The 15675-nt window shown below is 68.5% G+C and carries 10 protein-coding genes; 4 read left to right on the top strand and 6 right to left on the bottom strand.

Going from position 1 to position 15675, the window contains the following annotated elements; all coding sequences use genetic code 11:
* Positions 1-2: 2 nt before the first annotated feature.
* From D7X99_RS03385 to D7X99_RS03370, 4 genes are read right to left on the bottom strand one after another with little or no spacing between them, the layout of a single operon-like run.
* A complete protein-coding gene (locus D7X99_RS03385; RefSeq protein WP_121776455.1) occupies positions 3-1463 on the bottom strand; it encodes a DUF4340 domain-containing protein in 1461 nt (486 codons plus the stop codon).
* A complete protein-coding gene (locus tag D7X99_RS03380) occupies positions 1460-3013 on the bottom strand; it encodes a GldG family protein (protein WP_121776460.1) in 1554 nt (517 codons plus the stop codon). Before D7X99_RS03380 ends, D7X99_RS03385 begins: the two co-directional genes overlap by 4 nt.
* Positions 3014-3015: 2 nt before the next feature.
* Entirely contained in the window at positions 3016-3819 is an 804-nt protein-coding gene (locus tag D7X99_RS03375; RefSeq protein ID WP_120576009.1) for an ABC transporter permease, read from the bottom strand.
* Positions 3820-3837: 18 nt separating this feature from the next.
* On the bottom strand, positions 3838-4581 hold the full coding sequence (locus tag D7X99_RS03370; RefSeq protein ID WP_171805306.1) for an ABC transporter ATP-binding protein: 744 nt from the start codon (positions 4579-4581) through the stop codon (positions 3838-3840).
* Positions 4582-4623: 42 nt separating this feature from the next.
* Here D7X99_RS03370 and D7X99_RS03365 point away from each other — a divergent pair, with 42 nt between their 5' ends.
* Together D7X99_RS03365 and D7X99_RS03360 are read left to right on the top strand one after the other, a co-directional pair.
* Positions 4624-5817 (top strand): aspartate kinase, encoded by a 1194-nt coding sequence (locus D7X99_RS03365; RefSeq protein ID WP_120576008.1) that lies wholly within the window; start codon positions 4624-4626, stop codon positions 5815-5817.
* Positions 5818-5982: 165 nt separating this feature from the next.
* Complete coding sequence (locus D7X99_RS03360) at positions 5983-8568, top strand: N,N-dimethylformamidase beta subunit family domain-containing protein (protein ID WP_120576007.1); 2586 nt, start codon at positions 5983-5985, stop codon at positions 8566-8568.
* Here the strand turns inward: D7X99_RS03360 and D7X99_RS03355 are convergent, their stop codons facing one another.
* Together D7X99_RS03355 and D7X99_RS03350 are read right to left on the bottom strand one after the other, a co-directional pair.
* A complete protein-coding gene (locus tag D7X99_RS03355) occupies positions 8569-9510 on the bottom strand; it encodes an ATP-binding protein (RefSeq protein ID WP_121776454.1) in 942 nt (313 codons plus the stop codon). It lies immediately after the preceding gene.
* 80 nt (positions 9511-9590) lie between these two features.
* The gene (locus D7X99_RS03350) at positions 9591-10244 is read right to left on the bottom strand and encodes a hypothetical protein (protein WP_121776453.1); all 654 of its coding nucleotides are present in this window, start codon (positions 10242-10244) and stop codon (positions 9591-9593) included.
* Between the two features lie 294 nt (positions 10245-10538).
* Here D7X99_RS03350 and D7X99_RS03345 point away from each other — a divergent pair, with 294 nt between their 5' ends.
* Both D7X99_RS03345 and gltE read left to right on the top strand, forming a co-directional pair.
* The gene (locus D7X99_RS03345) at positions 10539-14132 is read left to right on the top strand and encodes a tetratricopeptide repeat protein (RefSeq protein ID WP_169824883.1); all 3594 of its coding nucleotides are present in this window, start codon (positions 10539-10541) and stop codon (positions 14130-14132) included.
* A complete protein-coding gene (gene gltE, locus D7X99_RS03340; protein ID WP_121776451.1) occupies positions 14132-15568 on the top strand; it encodes an adventurous gliding motility TPR repeat lipoprotein GltE in 1437 nt (478 codons plus the stop codon). Before D7X99_RS03345 ends, gltE begins: the two co-directional genes overlap by 1 nt.
* The last annotated feature ends 107 nt before the right edge of the window (positions 15569-15675 follow it).

The following is a 15675-nucleotide window of genomic DNA, read 5'->3' as shown; positions in this document are numbered from 1 at the left end:
GCTCAGGGCGCGGGAGGTCCGCCGTCCGTAGCATCGGGCGGCGCCTCCTGGAGGTCCGCGGCGCGCGTGGGCAGGTCCGCCACCGCGCCCATGGACACCTCCACCAGGTCCGGACCGGAGCCCCGTGCGTAGAGCCGGTCCTCCGTGTCCGGCACGGCGTCACCCAGCCACAGCCGCGCCAGCTCGCGCCCGTCCGCGTCGCGCAGCACGACGCCCCGCGACGTGTCGCTGATGCCATAGCGATCCCAGTGCTTCACTTTGGGCTCGCCGAACGCGGCGGCCTTCAGCGCCTCCAGCCGGCCCAGCAGTTTCACCACGCGGAAGTGCAGGGCGCGTCCACCGCCGGGACCGTCCACCTGCCATGCGTCGCTGTTGCCCGCGCCGCGCGTCACCACCACGGGGGCGGCCTTGCCTCCGGGGAGGAACTCCATGCGCCGCACGTCGTCGCGTGGGAACGACAGCACACGGCGGTCCTTCAACTCCTGCACGCCCAAGTCCAGTGTCGTCAGCGCGCGGGGTTCGACCTCCGCCAGCGTGGACCGCGAACCCTGTTCCCGCAGTGCATGAACGACGTTCGCGCCGTCGCGGGTCACCTGCGCCAGCCTGACGCGGATGGGTTCACCGGATGCAGGCACGAAGCGCGCGTCCACGATGGGCGTGTCCAGGCCCAGAGCCTTCCGGTTGGCGGCGGTGTCCTGCGGGAAGGACAGGGCCTGATGGGCCTCGAACGCCTTGAGCAGGTCCGTCAGCCGGCTGGTGTTCGCGCGGGTGGGCTCCGGCTTCTCCAGCCGCCACGACTTGCCGTCCGCCTCGCGCGTCAGCACGTACGCGTGGTCCTTCGCTTTGACTTCAATGGACTGGAGCGACGCGAGGTCCAGCGGCCCCAGGAACTCCTTGGCGCGCAGTTCGAACGGTCCCTTGTCCAGCGAGTACCGCACGGCACCGTCGGCCGCGTACACGGTCGCATCGCCTTCACGGCGCACGTAGACGGAGCCATCGAAGGGGTTCTCATCTCCACCGGCCAGCGTCACGGTGCGCTGGCGGGATGGATTCTCCGCGCCTTCACCATTGGCATCCGGGAGGAAGGCCCGCGCCGTCACGGTGAACGCCGGGGACGTGAGCCCGTACTTCTTCAGGTCCGCGTCCGTCGGTGACGCGTTCACGGTGGACTTGAACTTCGCCGAGGTGAGCTGCTGCACCAGGGCCTCCACCGCGTACGGATCCGCCTTCGCCTCCACGGGAGAAACAAGCCGCCAGCCCTCCGGTGTCCGCTCCAGCTCCGTGGTGGCGCCGCGAGCCTTCACCGTCAGGTGCGTGAAGACGGGCGTCGGGTCCGGAGTCGCACCACGTGGCAGCTCGGCGGGCTCCGTCGCGAAGAGCTTCGGCGGAGCAGGGGGCTTCTCCGCGTCGCGCGAACAGCCCACGGTCAAAAGCCCCAGCATCAAGACGGTGGAAGTCCTCACCGGTTCCTCCGTGACAACCAGACCGCGAGTCCCACGCCCAGCAGCGACAAGGGCAGCAGGTCGGTGGATACGAAGCGCAGGGTCCGCATCTGCTCCTCGCCCAGCTCCAGGGTGGACGTCTCACGGTCGGGAGGGCGCAGGGTGATCTTCTCCGCCTGATGGGACGCCCATCCCAGGGAGTTCATCACCAGGTTGCGGTTTGCCTCGTAGCCCCAGTTCGGATCCAACAGCAGCTCCGAGTCTCCCACGGCCACCAGCCGCGCCTCGTCGGAGCGCTTGTGCTCCGCGGTGCGCGTGTCCCGGGACGCGGCGGCCACCAGCGTGAGCTGCCCCATCTTCTCGCCGCTGGAAGGAGTGGTGTCCTCCAGGGGCCGCGACTCCACCCACGCATACGGTGAGCTCAGCAGCACGGGCTCCACCGTCACGCCGGGCCGCAGGAAGCCCTCGCGGACAAGCGTGAAGCTGCGCGGCGTGGGCAGCTGGATGTTGAAGCCGCGCTCCTGCAACGGACGCGTGATGGGGTGCTTGCCGTAGAAGTTCGACAGGAGGACGAACGGGTTGCCCGAGTTGAACTGCGGGTCCGCCGCCACGCCCTCGTCCACCTGCACGCCGTAGTCCGCGAGGAACAGGCCCAGCCCGTCGTCCGTGTTCGCGTCGGTGAAGTAAAGCAGCCGGCCGCCTTCGCCCAGATAGGTGCGCAACACCGCCACCTCCTGCGCCGTATACGCCTGCTTCGCGCCAGCGATGATCAACAGGCCCGCGTCGCGAGGCACCTCCTTCCGGCCCAGGAGGTTGAGCGGTTCGGGGCGGTAGCCCTCGCGCAGCAGCTGGCGCCGCAGCTCCGTCAGCCCCTCACCGGCCGCCTCCAGCGACCACTCGCCGTGTCCTTCGAGGACGTACACCTTCTGCGCGCCCGTCGCGCTCAGCTGGAGCAGGGCGTTGGTCAGCTCCTGCTCGGAGGGGACGGGCAGGGTGGTGTGGGGCGCGGCATCGCCCTCGCCGCGGGAGACGACGACCAGCGTCTGCTTGTCCTTGAGCTGGTACTTCGCGGCCAGGGTCGGCTCGCGGCGCGGATCCACGAAGGCGTAGTCGAAGGACTCCGGTGCCGCCTCGTGGTAGCGCCGGAACAGCTCCTCCAACTCGCCATAGGACGGATGCGTGGGCGGGACGAGCGCCAGCGCGTGCGCCTTCTCCTTCAACCCCGCCAGCGTCTGCACTGTCTGCGGCGCGAGCGAGAAGATGCGCTCCTGCGTCAAATCCCACCGCTGGTTCTTGCGGAACGCGAGCACGTTGAGCGTCACCAGCACGCCCAGCACCGCCAGCGTGGTGAGCACGGACGACGCGAGGAACCGTCCCGTGCGGCGGGTGCCCGCGCGCCCCAGCTCCTGCCGGTGCGTGACGACGTAGGCCGCGAGCATCGCCGCGCCCAGCACCGCCTTGCCCGCGGCGAGCGCCACGCTGCCGGAGGTGAGGAACAGCGTGAAGGGACTGGACGCGAGGAGCAGCAGGCCGAAGGGCCCCAGCACCCGGGTGACGTGGGTCGCTCTCATGGTCATGCGTAGCGCTGCGCTTCCACCGCGCGGTGGGTGAGCAGCAGCGAGAACAGGATGACGGACGCGAAGAACACCAGCGCCTGCACCTCCAGGACGCCCTGGATCATCCCCTGCAACTGCGTGTCGAAGGACAGGTAGTTCAGGAACGAGCGCAGCGGCTCCGCGGTGGACTGGGCCACGCCGCGCAGGAGCATCCACGGCAACAGCACGGTGAAGGTGAGGAACGCCGCCAGCATCTGGCTCTCCGTCAACGCGGAGATGAACATCCCCACGGCCATGCACGTCGCGCCCCACAGCAGCACCGCGCCGTAGCCCAGCAGCACCGTGGGCCACTCCAGCGCGGAGCCGGACGGGCCCGTGCCCACCACCGACAGCAGCACCGGGAACACCAGCGTCAGCCCCAGCGTGACGAAGATGAGGCCCAGGCCGCCCAGGTACTTGCCCAGCACGATGTCCACCGGCCGCACCGGCGTCGTGAGCAGCAGCGCGAACGTCTTCTGGCGCTTCTCCTCCGCGAACAGCCGCATGGACAAGAAGGGCGCGACGAAGAGCGTGAGGATCAACACCACGCCCCACAGCTGCACCACCACGCCGTCCGTGAGGTTGCGGTAGACGATGGAGTCCGGCGGCAGCTTGCTCCAGCCGTGCTCGCGCGCCAGGGACTGCACCTGCTGGAACTGCTCCAGCAGGCTGACGAAGAAGAACGACGAGAGCGCCGCCATCGCCGTGAACACGGCGTAGGCCCACGGGGTGGTGAAGGCGACGGCCAGCTCCTTGCGGGCAATAGCCAGGGCGGTGCGCATGCGCTTAAGGGTTCCTGTTCAGGTGGCGGTCAGCTTGATGAAGACTTCTTCCAACGACGCGTGCTCGGCCTGGCCATGGGCCTTCGCCAACTGGTCGATGGCGTCATGGGCCACCACGTGGCCCTGGTGCAGGATGAGGACCTTCTCGCACGTCACCGTGACCTCCGGGAGGATGTGCGTGGACAACAGCACCGTGTGCCTGCCCTTGAGGCTCCGGATCAACGCGCGCAGGTCCGCGCGCTGCGCGGGGTCCAGGCCTTCGGTGGGCTCGTCCAGGATGAGCACCGGCGGCGAACCGATGAGCGCCTGCGCGATGCCCACGCGCTGCTGGTAGCCCTTGGACAGGTTCTGGAGCACGCGGCCCATCACGTCGTCGATGCCCGTGAGCCCCGCCACCCGCGCCACCTCCGCCTTCACCGCGCGGCCGGGCACCTGCTTGAGCGCCGCGACGAACGCCAGGTAGCCGTGCACCGTCAGCTCCGGGTACAGCGGCGGCGTCTCCGGCAGGTAGCCGATGCGCCGTTTGACCTCCATGGGGTGCGTGGACACGTCGAAGCCCGCCACCTTCGCGCTGCCCTCGGAGGGGGGCAGGAAGCCGGTGAGGATCTTCATCGTGGTGGACTTGCCCGCGCCGTTGGGGCCCAGGAAGCCCAGCAGCTCGCCCTCACCGACCGTGAAGGACAGGTCCTCGATGGCCACGCGATCGCGGTAGCGCCGGGTGAGGTTGCGCACCTCGATGATGGGCTTCTCGGTGATTGGCATGCGCGGGGGCGAACTCTACACTGCCCCGGAAGCGAGGCGTGGATGCCAATCGTGGTGCAGAAGTACGGCGGCTCATCGGTCGCTGACGCGGAGAAGCTCGGCAAGGTCGCGCGGCGCGTGAAGCAGAAGCGGGACGCGGGCTATCAGGTCGTCGTCGTCGTGAGCGCCATGGGCGACACCACGGATGACCTGCTGTCGCTGGCCAAGAGCGTGTCCCAGGACCCGCCCCGGCGCGAACTGGACATGCTCCTCACCTGCGGCGAGCGCATCTCCATGGCGCTGTTGTCCATGGCGCTCCAGGAGCAGGGCGTCCCGGCCATCAGCTTCACCGGCAGCCAGAGCGGCATCATCACCAACGACGCGCACGCCCAGGCGCGCATCGTGGAGGTGCGGCCCTACCGCATCCAGGACGAGCTGGCGCACGGCAAGGTCGTCATCGTCGCGGGCTACCAGGGCGTCTCCTACAAGAAGGAGGTGACGACGCTGGGACGCGGCGGCTCCGACACGACCGCGGTCGCGCTGGCGGCGGCGCTGGACGCGGAGGCGTGTGAAATCTATTCGGACGTGGACGGCGTCTTCAGCGCGGATCCGCGCGTGGTGCCGGACGCACGCAAGCTGGAGTCGCTGAGCTACGACGAGATGCAGGAGCTGGCGAGCGCCGGCGCCAAGGTGCTCAACGCGCAGGCCGTGGAGTGGGCGAAAGCGCGCGGCATCACCATCCTCGCGCGCACCGCGCACGGCCAGGGCACCGGCACCCGCGTGCAGGAGCTCGCCGTGCCCACCGACAGCCGCGTCAAGGGCGTGACGGCGGACGCGGAGATGGCCGTGCTCGTCGCGCACGCCAGCGTGCCCCTCCAGGAGTTGCTGGAGTTCCTGGACGCGCGCGCCGTCCGAGGCCGCACGCTCGCCCACGACGGGCTGCCGGGCGCGCCGGGACGCACGTACCTGGCGGTTCCACTCGCGGACATTCACGGCCCGGAGGCGCTCCAGCGTGAGCTGGCCACGCGCTTTGGCGCGGGCGTGGACTGGCAGGACGGCTGGGGCACGGTCACCTGTGTGGGCGTGGGCCTCAACGCGGACTGGGTGCCGCTGCGCAAGGCCCTCTCCGCCGCGGAAGCCCTGTCCGCGCGGGTCCATGCGGTGAGCACCTCGCCCTTGCAGGTGACCCTCCTGGTGGACAAGACGCATCTGAAGACCCTCACGGCCCGGCTGCACCGCGAACTGCTCGGTAGCTGACACGCATCGCGCCCGCGCAACCTCCGTTGATCCGAGGACTTGCGGGTTGTCCCTGGGGACGAGTCGACATCGTCTGTCGAACCTCCTTTCCCATTGGGGGCAGAGCGCTTCCCTCTGAGAAGTCGATGCCTACCCTCTTCCCCGAACACCTTGGAGGGTTGGGCCATGGCTCAGGGGCGTCGCTGGATGGGACTGGGGGTGGTGCTGGCGCTCCTGGTGACGGGGACCTCGGGCTGCAAGGACTCCGGTCCGGCACCCGGCACGCCTCCCCCTGGCGACCGCCATGATGATCCGCCGCTGAGCAACGACGACGCGGGCGTCATCGGTCCGGACGGCGGCATCGTCGTTCCCGAATACGACGCGGGCACTCCAGAAGAGGAGCCGGACGCGGGCACGCTGCCCGACGGCGGCAGCTCGCTGCCCGAGCGCGACCCGGACGCCGTCCACAAGGAGAATCAGAAGAAGGGCACCACGGGCTGGCGCATCGACAAGAACGCCAACAGCCGTGAGATTGAAGGCTACCCGCTCAAGGCCACCCTGACGCAGGGCGAGTCGCTGCGCGTGGCGGTGTCCCTGTCCGAGGAGCGCAAGTTCAGCTGGTTCGTCTACCGCCTGGGCTACTACGGCGGCGTGGGTGCCCGCGAGGTCGCGCGCGGCGGCCCGGTGCAGGGCACGCGGCAGGCGGACTGCCCCGCGGATCCGACGACGGGGATCATCGCCTGTTCCTGGTCCCCCACGCTGGAGATCCCCATCGGCGAGGACTGGGTGCGCGGCGTGTACGTGGTGAAGCTCGTGCGCGACGACCGGCCATCGCGCTACGTGCCCTTCTACGTGCGGGACGCCAACCCTCGCTCGGAGGTCGCGGTGCTCATCCCCACCGCGAACTGGGCGGCGTACAACACCTGGGGCGGCACCAGCCTCTACGATGATCAGAAGGGCGTGATGAAGGCGCACGGCGTTTCGCGTGCCTTCCAGTCCTCCTACGACCGGCCCTACTACCGGGGCCAGGGCTCCGGGCACCTGATGACGGACGACCTGAGCCTGGTCACGTGGCTGGAGTCGCAAGACCTGGACGTGGGCTACTTCACCGACGAGGACATGGACGAAAGCTACGACTTCCTTCGTGGAGCGAAGGTGTTCGTGATGTCCGGCCACGACGAGTACTGGTCCTCCAAGCAGCGCGACCACGCGGACCGCGCGCTGTCCGAAGAGCGGTCCATCATCAACCTGGGCGCGAACAACGCCTACTGGCAGGTGCGCTTCGAGCCCTCCGCCGACGGCCGCCCGCGCCGCGTCGTGACTTGCTACAAGGGCGCGCCCGAGGACCCGTACAAGGACCAGCGCAGGACGGTGAAGTTCCGCGACCTGCCCGCGCCCCGTCCGGAGAACGCGCTCTTGGGCGTGCAGTTCGCCGCGCGCTGGCACCAGTGGCCCTTCCCGACCGTCATCACCCATCCGGAGCACTGGGCCTTCAACGGCACGGGCCTGAAGGCCGGTGACACCCTGTGGATGGCGAACGGCTACGAAGTGGATCAGCTGGTGTCCAACGGCCGCCAGCCCTCCGGCGTGGAGGTGCTCGCGGAGTCGCCCTCGCTGTCGCTCCAGGGCGGCTTCGGCTTCGCGCACATGGTGGTGCGCAAGCAGGGGGAGGCGTACGTCTTCTCCTCGGGAGGCATCGACTTCGTGCAGAAGCTGGCCGGGGTGGGGGACCGCGTGGCGGATCCGCGCGCGGGCCGCATCGTGGCCAACGTGCTCTACAAGGCGCTGGGCCGGAAGCTGCCGGGCGACCTGGTGAAGTTCCAGCCCCCGGCGGCGCCCACTCCGATGGGGCCGTTCGCCGCGTCCGTGACGACGGTGGCGGGACAGCCCGGCAAGCGCTGCCACTCGGGCGCGAAGGTGGGGCCGGACGAACTGGGCGCGCCGCTCGCTGTCGCCGTGCTGCCGGATGGGGGCTGGGCAGTGGCGGACTCGCTGGGCAACACCGTGAAGCGCGTGTCGCCGGACGGGAAGATCCGCACGGTGCTCACCGGCCTCTACGGCCCCATGGGCATCGCCTCGGACGCGCTGGGCAACCTCTACGTGTCCGACACGGAGAACGCGCTCATCCGCCGCATCACCCCGGACGGAAAGGCGCAGGTCTTCGCGGGCACCTCGTTCGGCTACCAGGACGGTCCCGCGCTGTCGGCGGCCTTCAACCAGCCCGCGGGCCTGTCCTTCACGCCGGACGGCACGGCGCTGCTCGTGGCGGACCTCAACAACAGCGTCATCCGCCGCATCGACATGGTGACGCCCGGCAACCCGGTGACGACGCTTCAGGGCGACTGGCTCTACCGTCCCTCCGCGGTGGCCCAGACGGCGGACGGCACCACCTACGTCGTGGAGAGTGGCATGGCGCGCGTGGTGCGCGTGCGCGACGGCGTCACCACCGTGGTGGCGGGCTCCACGCCCGGCTTCCGCGACGGGGATCCGAAGGAGGGCCAGCTGCTGCCGTACCTGGGACTGGCGCTGCTGCCGGACGGCTCGCTCGCCATCTCCGACCCCGGCAACTACCGCGTGCGCCGGCTGACCTTCAACGCGTCGGGTGAACCGGAGAAGCTGACCACGCTCGCGGGCAGTGGCCGCTATGGCGCGGATGACGGCGCGGGCAGGGAGGCCCAGCTGGTGCTGCCCGCCGGGCTCGCGGTGGGGCCGGATGGCACCCTCTACGTGGCGGACGCGGGCAACTCGCTGGTGCGCGCCATCAAGCGCTGATCACCGGCCCGGGTTGCGCATGCCACCCATGGGCGGCGGCGCGTCCATCTCCTGCCGCGTGCGCCGCCGGTCCGGGGTGTCGCGCGGCAGCTCCACGAAGGTGCACATCTCGCAGAGGCGGCTGTAGATGCGCTCACCCACGCGCTCGCGCAGGAGCTCCGCGTCCTTCATGGCGGAGCGGGCGTCGTCCGTGGTGCGGTAGCCCGAAGGCGCGCTGCTCCGCGCGCCCTTGCGCTCCGGCTCCAGCGAGTAGTTCGTGGCGAAGAGCGTCGTGCGCCCCGCGTTGTAGCGCCGGGCGATCAGCTCATCGAGCGTCTCCATCTCGAAGGGACTGCCGCGCCCCTTGCCCAGCTCGTCGATGGCGAGCACCTCCACCTCCGACAGGGGCCCGATGATCTCTCCGCCGCTCTTGCCGTCCTGGAAGCCGCGCCGGATGGTCGCGTACAGGAGCGAGATTTCGACGTAGCGGGTCTTCACGCCCATCTCCAGCACCAGGTGCCCGAGCGTCGCCGCCATGAGGTGCGTCTTGCCCGTGCCCACCGGCCCGCTCAGCACGAAGCCCTTGCTGGTGGCGCCCTTCACGTACTGATTGGCGAAGTGCATCGCCACGCCGCGGCCGCGGTCCTGTGCCTCGTTGAAGGGCCGGTAGTTGTCGAACGACGCGTGCGCCATGACGCCCGGCATCTGCACGTCGTTGTAGAGCGCCACGCGCGTGCGCCGGAGCGTGCACACGCACGGCTCCAGGACTTCATACGTCCGGGGGCCCACCTTCGCGCTGAAGGTGCCTTCCTTCTGCACCAGCCTGTGCCCGCGTCCACCGCACATCGGGCAGTCCACCGAGCACGTACACACCCGAGCGGTCGCGAGCTCTCCGCGCCGCTCGATGACGTACGTCCGCCCGCCGCACAGCCCACACGCCTCGCCGTTCGCCTTGGCAGCCATCACGCCCAGCCATAACACCGTCCCCCTTGCCCGTCAGCATGCTGAACCTTCGTTCAGTCGCGTGAAAGGGGGACAACCCTTCAGGTTTCCTTCATGTCCAGCCGCCGTCTGACGGCCGCCTGGAGCCGGAAGCGCCGGGACACACGCCGCGCGCGGGCGGTCATCAGCTGTTGTTCACCGGTGCGCGCATCTCGCCACACCGTGCGTCGCTCCGTGAAGGGCAGGGCGCGCAGCAGCACCAGCAGCGCCCACGCCTCCTGCTGATCCATGGCCGCGGGCTCGCGAGGCACGCACGCGAGCACCGTGTCCAGCAGCCGGTGCACCCGCGGCGCCATCGCGGCTTCGCGCTCCGTCAGCGCCCGCAGCGCCGCGCACAACCGCGCGTGCCGCACCTCTTCCCACGAACGGGCAGGGCGCTTCTTCGAGGAGGCCTGAGGCGCCTCTTCTCCCTGGCCCGCGGACAGGTCGCGGTACTTGCGGATCTCCGTCTCCACCTGGCGCCGGCACGCGCGCAGCGAACGCAGCACCGGCTCTCCGGGCCGCGCGTCCCACAGCGCCTTCTCCGCCGAACGCGAGATACCGCGCGCCACGACCTCGAAGGGCACGCCCTCCCGAGCCCACGCAATGACGAGCTCCGTGTCCAGCGCGGACAACATCAGGCCCGCGCCGCGCACCGCGAGGAAGTAGTCCTGCACCAGCTCTTCGAAGCTGGCGCTCTCCGGCAGAAGACTCATGATCCGACAACCACTCCAGGCAGGGCGACCAGAGGAACAGCCGCCAGCCTCCCATACCCGTTGGGGCAGCCGGTGCAACCTTCCTGTCGCTGTCTGGAGCGGTGATGGCGCACAGCGAAATTGAAGTTTTCCCGCTTGCTATCCAACGGACCGGACGTCCCGTCGTCTGGGTTGACCCGCCTTGCGCAAACCGCGCATAGTACGAGTCCCCTCATGGAAATTCCCGAAGATTCCCGGACACTTGCCAAGCAAGCAGGCATCCGTGGACACCGGTCACCCGCTCCTAGGAAGACCATGCGCCGCTCGCTACTCGTTTGCCTCGTTCTCCTGACTTCCATGGCTTCGGCCCAGGAGAAGAAAGCACTGCGCGACGCTGACCTGGGCAAGAAGTCCACCACCACCGTGGACAAGTCCCTCGCAGGCGACATCACGCGCCCGAAGGAAGCCCAGCAGGCCGCTCCCGCGCTTCAATATGATCAGTTCCGCCTGGGCGTGGAAGTGCAGGTCGCCTCCAAGCGCCGCGAACAGATCGAATCGCTGAGGAAGATCATCTCGCTGTCTCCTGATCAGAAGGAGGCCCCCAGCCTGCTGTTCCGTCTGGGCGAACTCTACTGGGAGGAGTCGAAGTTCTTCTTCTTCGAAGCCAACCGGAAGGACGACGAGCTCATCGTCGCCATGAACCGCAACGACGCCGCGGCCCAGCAGAAGGCCAAGGCGGAGAAGGCGGAGTTGATGGCGAAGGTGAAGGAGAACGGCAAGTACGCCGTCGAGCAGTACACGAAGATCGTCCAGGAGTACCCGAAGTTCGAGCGCACGGACGAGGTGCTCTTCTTCCTCGGCCAGTACCTGATGGAGGACGGCCAGGACAAGAAGGCGCTCGTCGCGTTCAAGCGCCTGATTGAGAAGCACCCCACGTCCAAGTACATCCCGGACGCGTACTTCGCCTTCGGCGAGTACTACTTCAACAACTCCAAGGGCAAGCGCCCGGAGCTGGAGAAGGCGCTCGCCGCGTACAAGAAGGCCGCCGAGTTCCCGGAGAACCAGGTCTACGCCTTCGCCCTCTACAAGCAGGGCTGGTGCTACTTCAACATGGGCGAGTACGAGTCCGCGAAGGACAAGTACAAGACCGTGGTCCTCTACGGTGAGCTGGCTGGCGCCGCCGCCGTGGAGAAGGACGGCAAGTCCAAGGCCAAGGGCTCGCTGGTGCGTGAAGCGCGCGCCGACTACGTGCGCGCCTTCGCCCGCGAGGGTGACGTGACGCAGGCCCGCGCGGACTTCGGCAAGGTCGCCACCAATCCGGAAGACCGCTTCGCGATGATGAAGCAGCTCGCGAACCTGTACTACGGCGACGGCAAGGACCGCGAAGCGGCCATCACCTACAACTCCCTGATCAAGGAGAAGCCGCTGTCGCCGGAGGCCCCTGGCTTCCAGGGCAAGATCGTCGACTGCATCCTGCGCATGGGCAACAAGGAGCGCACCGTGGCCCAGGTGCGCCGGCTCGTGAAGATCATGAAGGACGTCGAGTCCTCTGGCGTCATCAAGGACGACAAGGACAAGAAGGCGCTCGCGGAGGCGAAGGAGCTGTCCGAGCGCACGCTCTCCAACCTCGCAGTCACCTGGCACAACGAGGGCAAGAAGACGCGCAGCGAGGAGACCTTCAAGTACGCGGACGCCGTGTACAGCGACTACCTCACGCTCTTCCCGGAGAACCCCAAGGCGTACGACCTGCGCTTCTTCTGGGCGGAGCTCCTCAACGACAACCTCCAGAACTTCGACAAGGCCGCCGCCAACTACACGCTCGTCGTCCTCCAGGACGCCAAGGTGCTGGAGGCCAAGGACGACAAGGGCAAGCCCAAGCCGGGCAAGCCGGGCAAGTGGCTGACCAACGCCTCCTACAACGCCGTGCTCGCCTACGACGAAGTCGTGAAGGCCGCTGAAGCGCGTGGCGAGGCCAAGTCCGAGTCCGCCGGCACGGACATCCAGAAGAAGATCGCCATCCCCACGCTGAAGAAGTCGCTGCTGGACGCGTGCGAGCGCTACCTCAAGTACGTCCCCAAGGGCGACAAGCGCGTGGAGATCGCCTTCAAGGCGGCGAACATCTACTACCGCCACAACCACTTCGACGAAGCGGTGCTGCGCTTCTCCGAAATCGCGCTCGGCTACCCCGAGTACAAGTTCGAGGACGGGCAGCGCGCCGCTGAGATCGCCGCCAACCTCATCCTCGACTCGTACAACCTGCTGGGCGACTTCGCGAAGGTCAACGAGTGGGCCCGCCGCTTCTACTCCAACGACAAGCTGGCCACCGGCAAGTTCCGCGACGACCTGGCGAAGCTCATCGAGCAGTCGTCGTTCAAGCTGGTCAGCCAGCTGGAGGAGAAGAAGGAGTTCTCCAAGGCGGCCGAGGCGTACCTGAACTTCGTCCACGACTTCCCTCAGACGGAGATCGCGGACCTGGCGCTCTACAACGCGTCCGTCGACTACTACAAGGCGAAGAGCCTGGATAAGGCCATCGAGGTCCGCAAGCGCCTGTTCGCGGAGTACCCCCGGTCCAAGTACGTGCCGGACTCCATCTACGCGAACGCGGAGGCGCTGGAGGCCATCGGTGACTTCGAGGAGGCCGCGGGCACCTACGAACTCTACGTGCGCGGCTATGAGCGCAACCTGAATGAGAAGGGCGGCGCGCCGGCCGCGAAGGCCAAGGCGAAGAGCAAGGCCAAGGGCCGCGCGAAGCAGGCCTCCAACGACGACGGCCCCGCGAAGCCCGCGGTGGTGCAGAAGTGGGACGAGTCCAAGGCGCAGATCGCCCTGTTCAACGCGGCCACCTACCGCGAGGGCTTGGGCCAGCTGAAGGCCGCGCTCAAGAACCGCGAGCACTACATCGAGCTGTGGCCCAAGTCGAAGGACGCCGAAAGCGTGTTCCTCTCCGTCGTGGACCTGCACGTGAAGCAGGGCGCGTACATGAAGGCCATCAAGCTCCTGGAGGAGTACGAGCGCGACAACATGCGCAGCCAGAGCAAGTTCCTCATGGCCGAGGGCCGCATCACCGACATCTACGCGAAGATGCGGAAGACGAACGACGTGCGCCGCATGAACAAGCGCATCTTCGAGTACTTCGATCAGCTGCCCCGCCGTCAGCAGACCTCGCTGGAGAAGCCCGCGCTGGCCGCCGCCGCGCAGGCGAACCTGCTGGCCATCGAGCCGGACTGGAACGAGTTCAAGCGCCTGAAGCTGTACTGGGGTGTGCCGCCGTCGCCGGAGCGCTTCAAGGGCTCGCTGGCCGACAAGGGCCGCGCGCTGGAGGTCGTGCAGAAGAAGTACGTGCAGACCGTGTCCCTGGGCGCCCCGGAGCCGGCCATCTGCGCGCTGCAGCGCATTGGCCTCGCGTATGACCACATGGCGGACCTCGTCGTGAACGCGCCCATGCCGCGCGGCCTGGACGAGGAGTCGCAGCAGGCCCTGCGCGACGAGTTCAGCAACCAGGCGCAGCCGCTCAAGGACAAGGCCACGGAGGCCTTCTCCGGCGCGGTCGCCAAGAGCCGCGAGCTGGGCGTGTTCAACGACTGCGCCGCGGCGAGCCTGAAGATCCTCCGCACCACCTACGCGCCGGACCGCTACCCGGAGGTGCTGGAGGAGAAGCTCGCGCTGAAGAACAAGGAGCTGGTGCTGGGTGGCGACCTGCTGGCCGCCGTGCAGGACATCCCGCCCCCGGTCTCCAAGTCCGAGCCGGAGAAGATGGCCAAGAGCGAGGCGCTCAACGAGGACCTGTCCGCCCTGACGAACGCGCTTCGCCAGCAGACCGAGTCCGAGGTCGCCAAGCCCGCCGCCGCGTCCAAGGACGGCGCCCCCAAGAAGACCGTTGATGATCAGGAGCCGGAGGACTTCCTCTAATGAATCGCCGCATGCACCCCTTCCGCCCCCTCCTGCTGGCCACGCTGGCGCTGACCGCCGTCGGTTGTTCCACCACGCAGACCAACACCCCGCCGCCCGTCGCCAAGCCCGTCGCCCCCACGGGCCCGGTGTCCATCTCCAACCGCGCCATGCTGCTGTTCGATGACGCGGTGAAGTCCTTTGACGCGCAGAAGAAGGCGAAGGCGTTCGACTACCCGTCGCTGGAGCGCAAGTTCAAGGCCGCCCTGGAGGCGGACCAGAACCTGGCGGAGGCCGAGTACAACCTGGGCGTCATCGCCGAGCGCATGGGCAAGGGCGACGAAGCCAAGGCCCGCTACGCGGCCGCGCTCACCAAGAAGCCGTCCCTGCGCCAGGCGTCCGACAACCTGGCCATCATGAAGCAGAACGGCGGCGACGTGGCCGGCGCCGTGGCGCTCTACCAGGACGTGCTCACTCGCTACCCGGATGACGCGGGCTCGCGCGCCCGGCTCGCGGAGATCTACCGGCAGAACAACGACCACGACAAGGCGATGGAGCTGTCTCGCGCCGCGCTCATGCGCGACCCGATGAACACCAACGCCCTCAAGGTGATGATCCGCAGCTACCTGGACCGCAAGCAGCTGGCCATGGCGAAGCTCGTCGCGCTGCGCGCGGTGAAGCTGGACGGCACGGATCCGGAGCTGCACCAGGCCGTGGGCCTCATCCTCCTGAAGGAGAGCGACACCGAGGGCGCGCGCCTGCAGTTCAAGAGCGCCCTGGAGGCGAAGGCGGACTACGTGCCGGCGCACGTGGAGCTGGCCCAGCTGGCGCTCAACGCGGAGGACTTCCCCGGCGCGGAGGAGCACCTGCGCCGCATCCTGCAGTCGGACGGCAAGAACGCCGCCGCGCACGTGGACCTGGGCATCGCGCTCAAGGGACAGGGCCAGTACGACAAGGCCATGCAGGAGTACGACGAGGCGGAGAAGCTCAACCCCGACCTGGGCGCCACGTACCTCAACCGCGGCATCATCCTGCACAAGGTGAAGGACGCCCCCGAGCGCGCGGTGGAGCTCTACAAGAAGTATGTCGCGCTCGCCGGCGGCGAGGTCGCGATCAACGCGGAGGCGCCTGTCTTCGGCCTCATGCGCGAGGCGGAGAGCATCGTGCAGGCCAAGCGCGAGGCGTCCGCCGCGGAGGCCCAGGCCAAGCAACTGGAGGCGCTCCAGGCCCAGCAGCAGGCCGCGATGAAGGCCGAAGAGGCGAAGCAGAAGGGCCAGCCGCCTCCGGGTGGAGCGACGCCCGCGTCCGGCACCGGTACCGCCCCGCAGGCCACGCCGGTTTCCGGCACGGGCGCGCAGCAACCGGCCGCCACTCCGGCGGGTGGCACGCAGACGGCCCCTGCCCAGAAGAATGCAGCACCGGCGGACTCCGACGAGCCCACCGACGACCTGCTGTGATGTGGGAGACGCCCGCCAGTGGCTTCACGCTGGCGGCGCGGCTCGGGAAGATGCGAACCTTGTGAGCCCCTCGCTTTTCAAGGCGGGGGCCCACCATGCGGAAACAC

Source organism: Corallococcus sp. AB032C (assembly GCF_003668935.1).
Classification (GTDB): domain Bacteria; phylum Myxococcota; class Myxococcia; order Myxococcales; family Myxococcaceae; genus Corallococcus; species Corallococcus exiguus.
The sequence above is the reverse complement of the archived record's forward strand: the minus strand, read 5'-3'. Positions and strand labels throughout refer to the sequence as shown.

What these genes read in the sequence shown, in the direction of transcription:
- D7X99_RS03375 (WP_120576009.1), bottom strand. Translation starts at nt 3,819, where the DNA reads ATGCGCACCGCCCTGGCTATTGCCCGCAAGGAGCTGGCCGTCGCCTTC.
- D7X99_RS03370 (WP_171805306.1), bottom strand. Translation starts at nt 4,581, where the DNA reads ATGCCAATCACCGAGAAGCCCATCATCGAGGTGCGCAACCTCACCCGG.
- D7X99_RS03345 (WP_169824883.1), top strand. Translation starts at nt 10,539, where the DNA reads ATGCGCCGCTCGCTACTCGTTTGCCTCGTTCTCCTGACTTCCATGGCT.
- D7X99_RS03355 (WP_121776454.1), bottom strand. Translation starts at nt 9,510, where the DNA reads ATGGCTGCCAAGGCGAACGGCGAGGCGTGTGGGCTGTGCGGCGGGCGG.
- D7X99_RS03380 (WP_121776460.1), bottom strand. Translation starts at nt 3,013, where the DNA reads ATGAGAGCGACCCACGTCACCCGGGTGCTGGGGCCCTTCGGCCTGCTG.
- D7X99_RS03350 (WP_121776453.1), bottom strand. Translation starts at nt 10,244, where the DNA reads ATGAGTCTTCTGCCGGAGAGCGCCAGCTTCGAAGAGCTGGTGCAGGAC.
- D7X99_RS03365 (WP_120576008.1), top strand. Translation starts at nt 4,624, where the DNA reads ATGCCAATCGTGGTGCAGAAGTACGGCGGCTCATCGGTCGCTGACGCG.
- gltE (WP_121776451.1), top strand. Translation starts at nt 14,132, where the DNA reads ATGAATCGCCGCATGCACCCCTTCCGCCCCCTCCTGCTGGCCACGCTG.
- D7X99_RS03360 (WP_120576007.1), top strand. Translation starts at nt 5,983, where the DNA reads ATGGCTCAGGGGCGTCGCTGGATGGGACTGGGGGTGGTGCTGGCGCTC.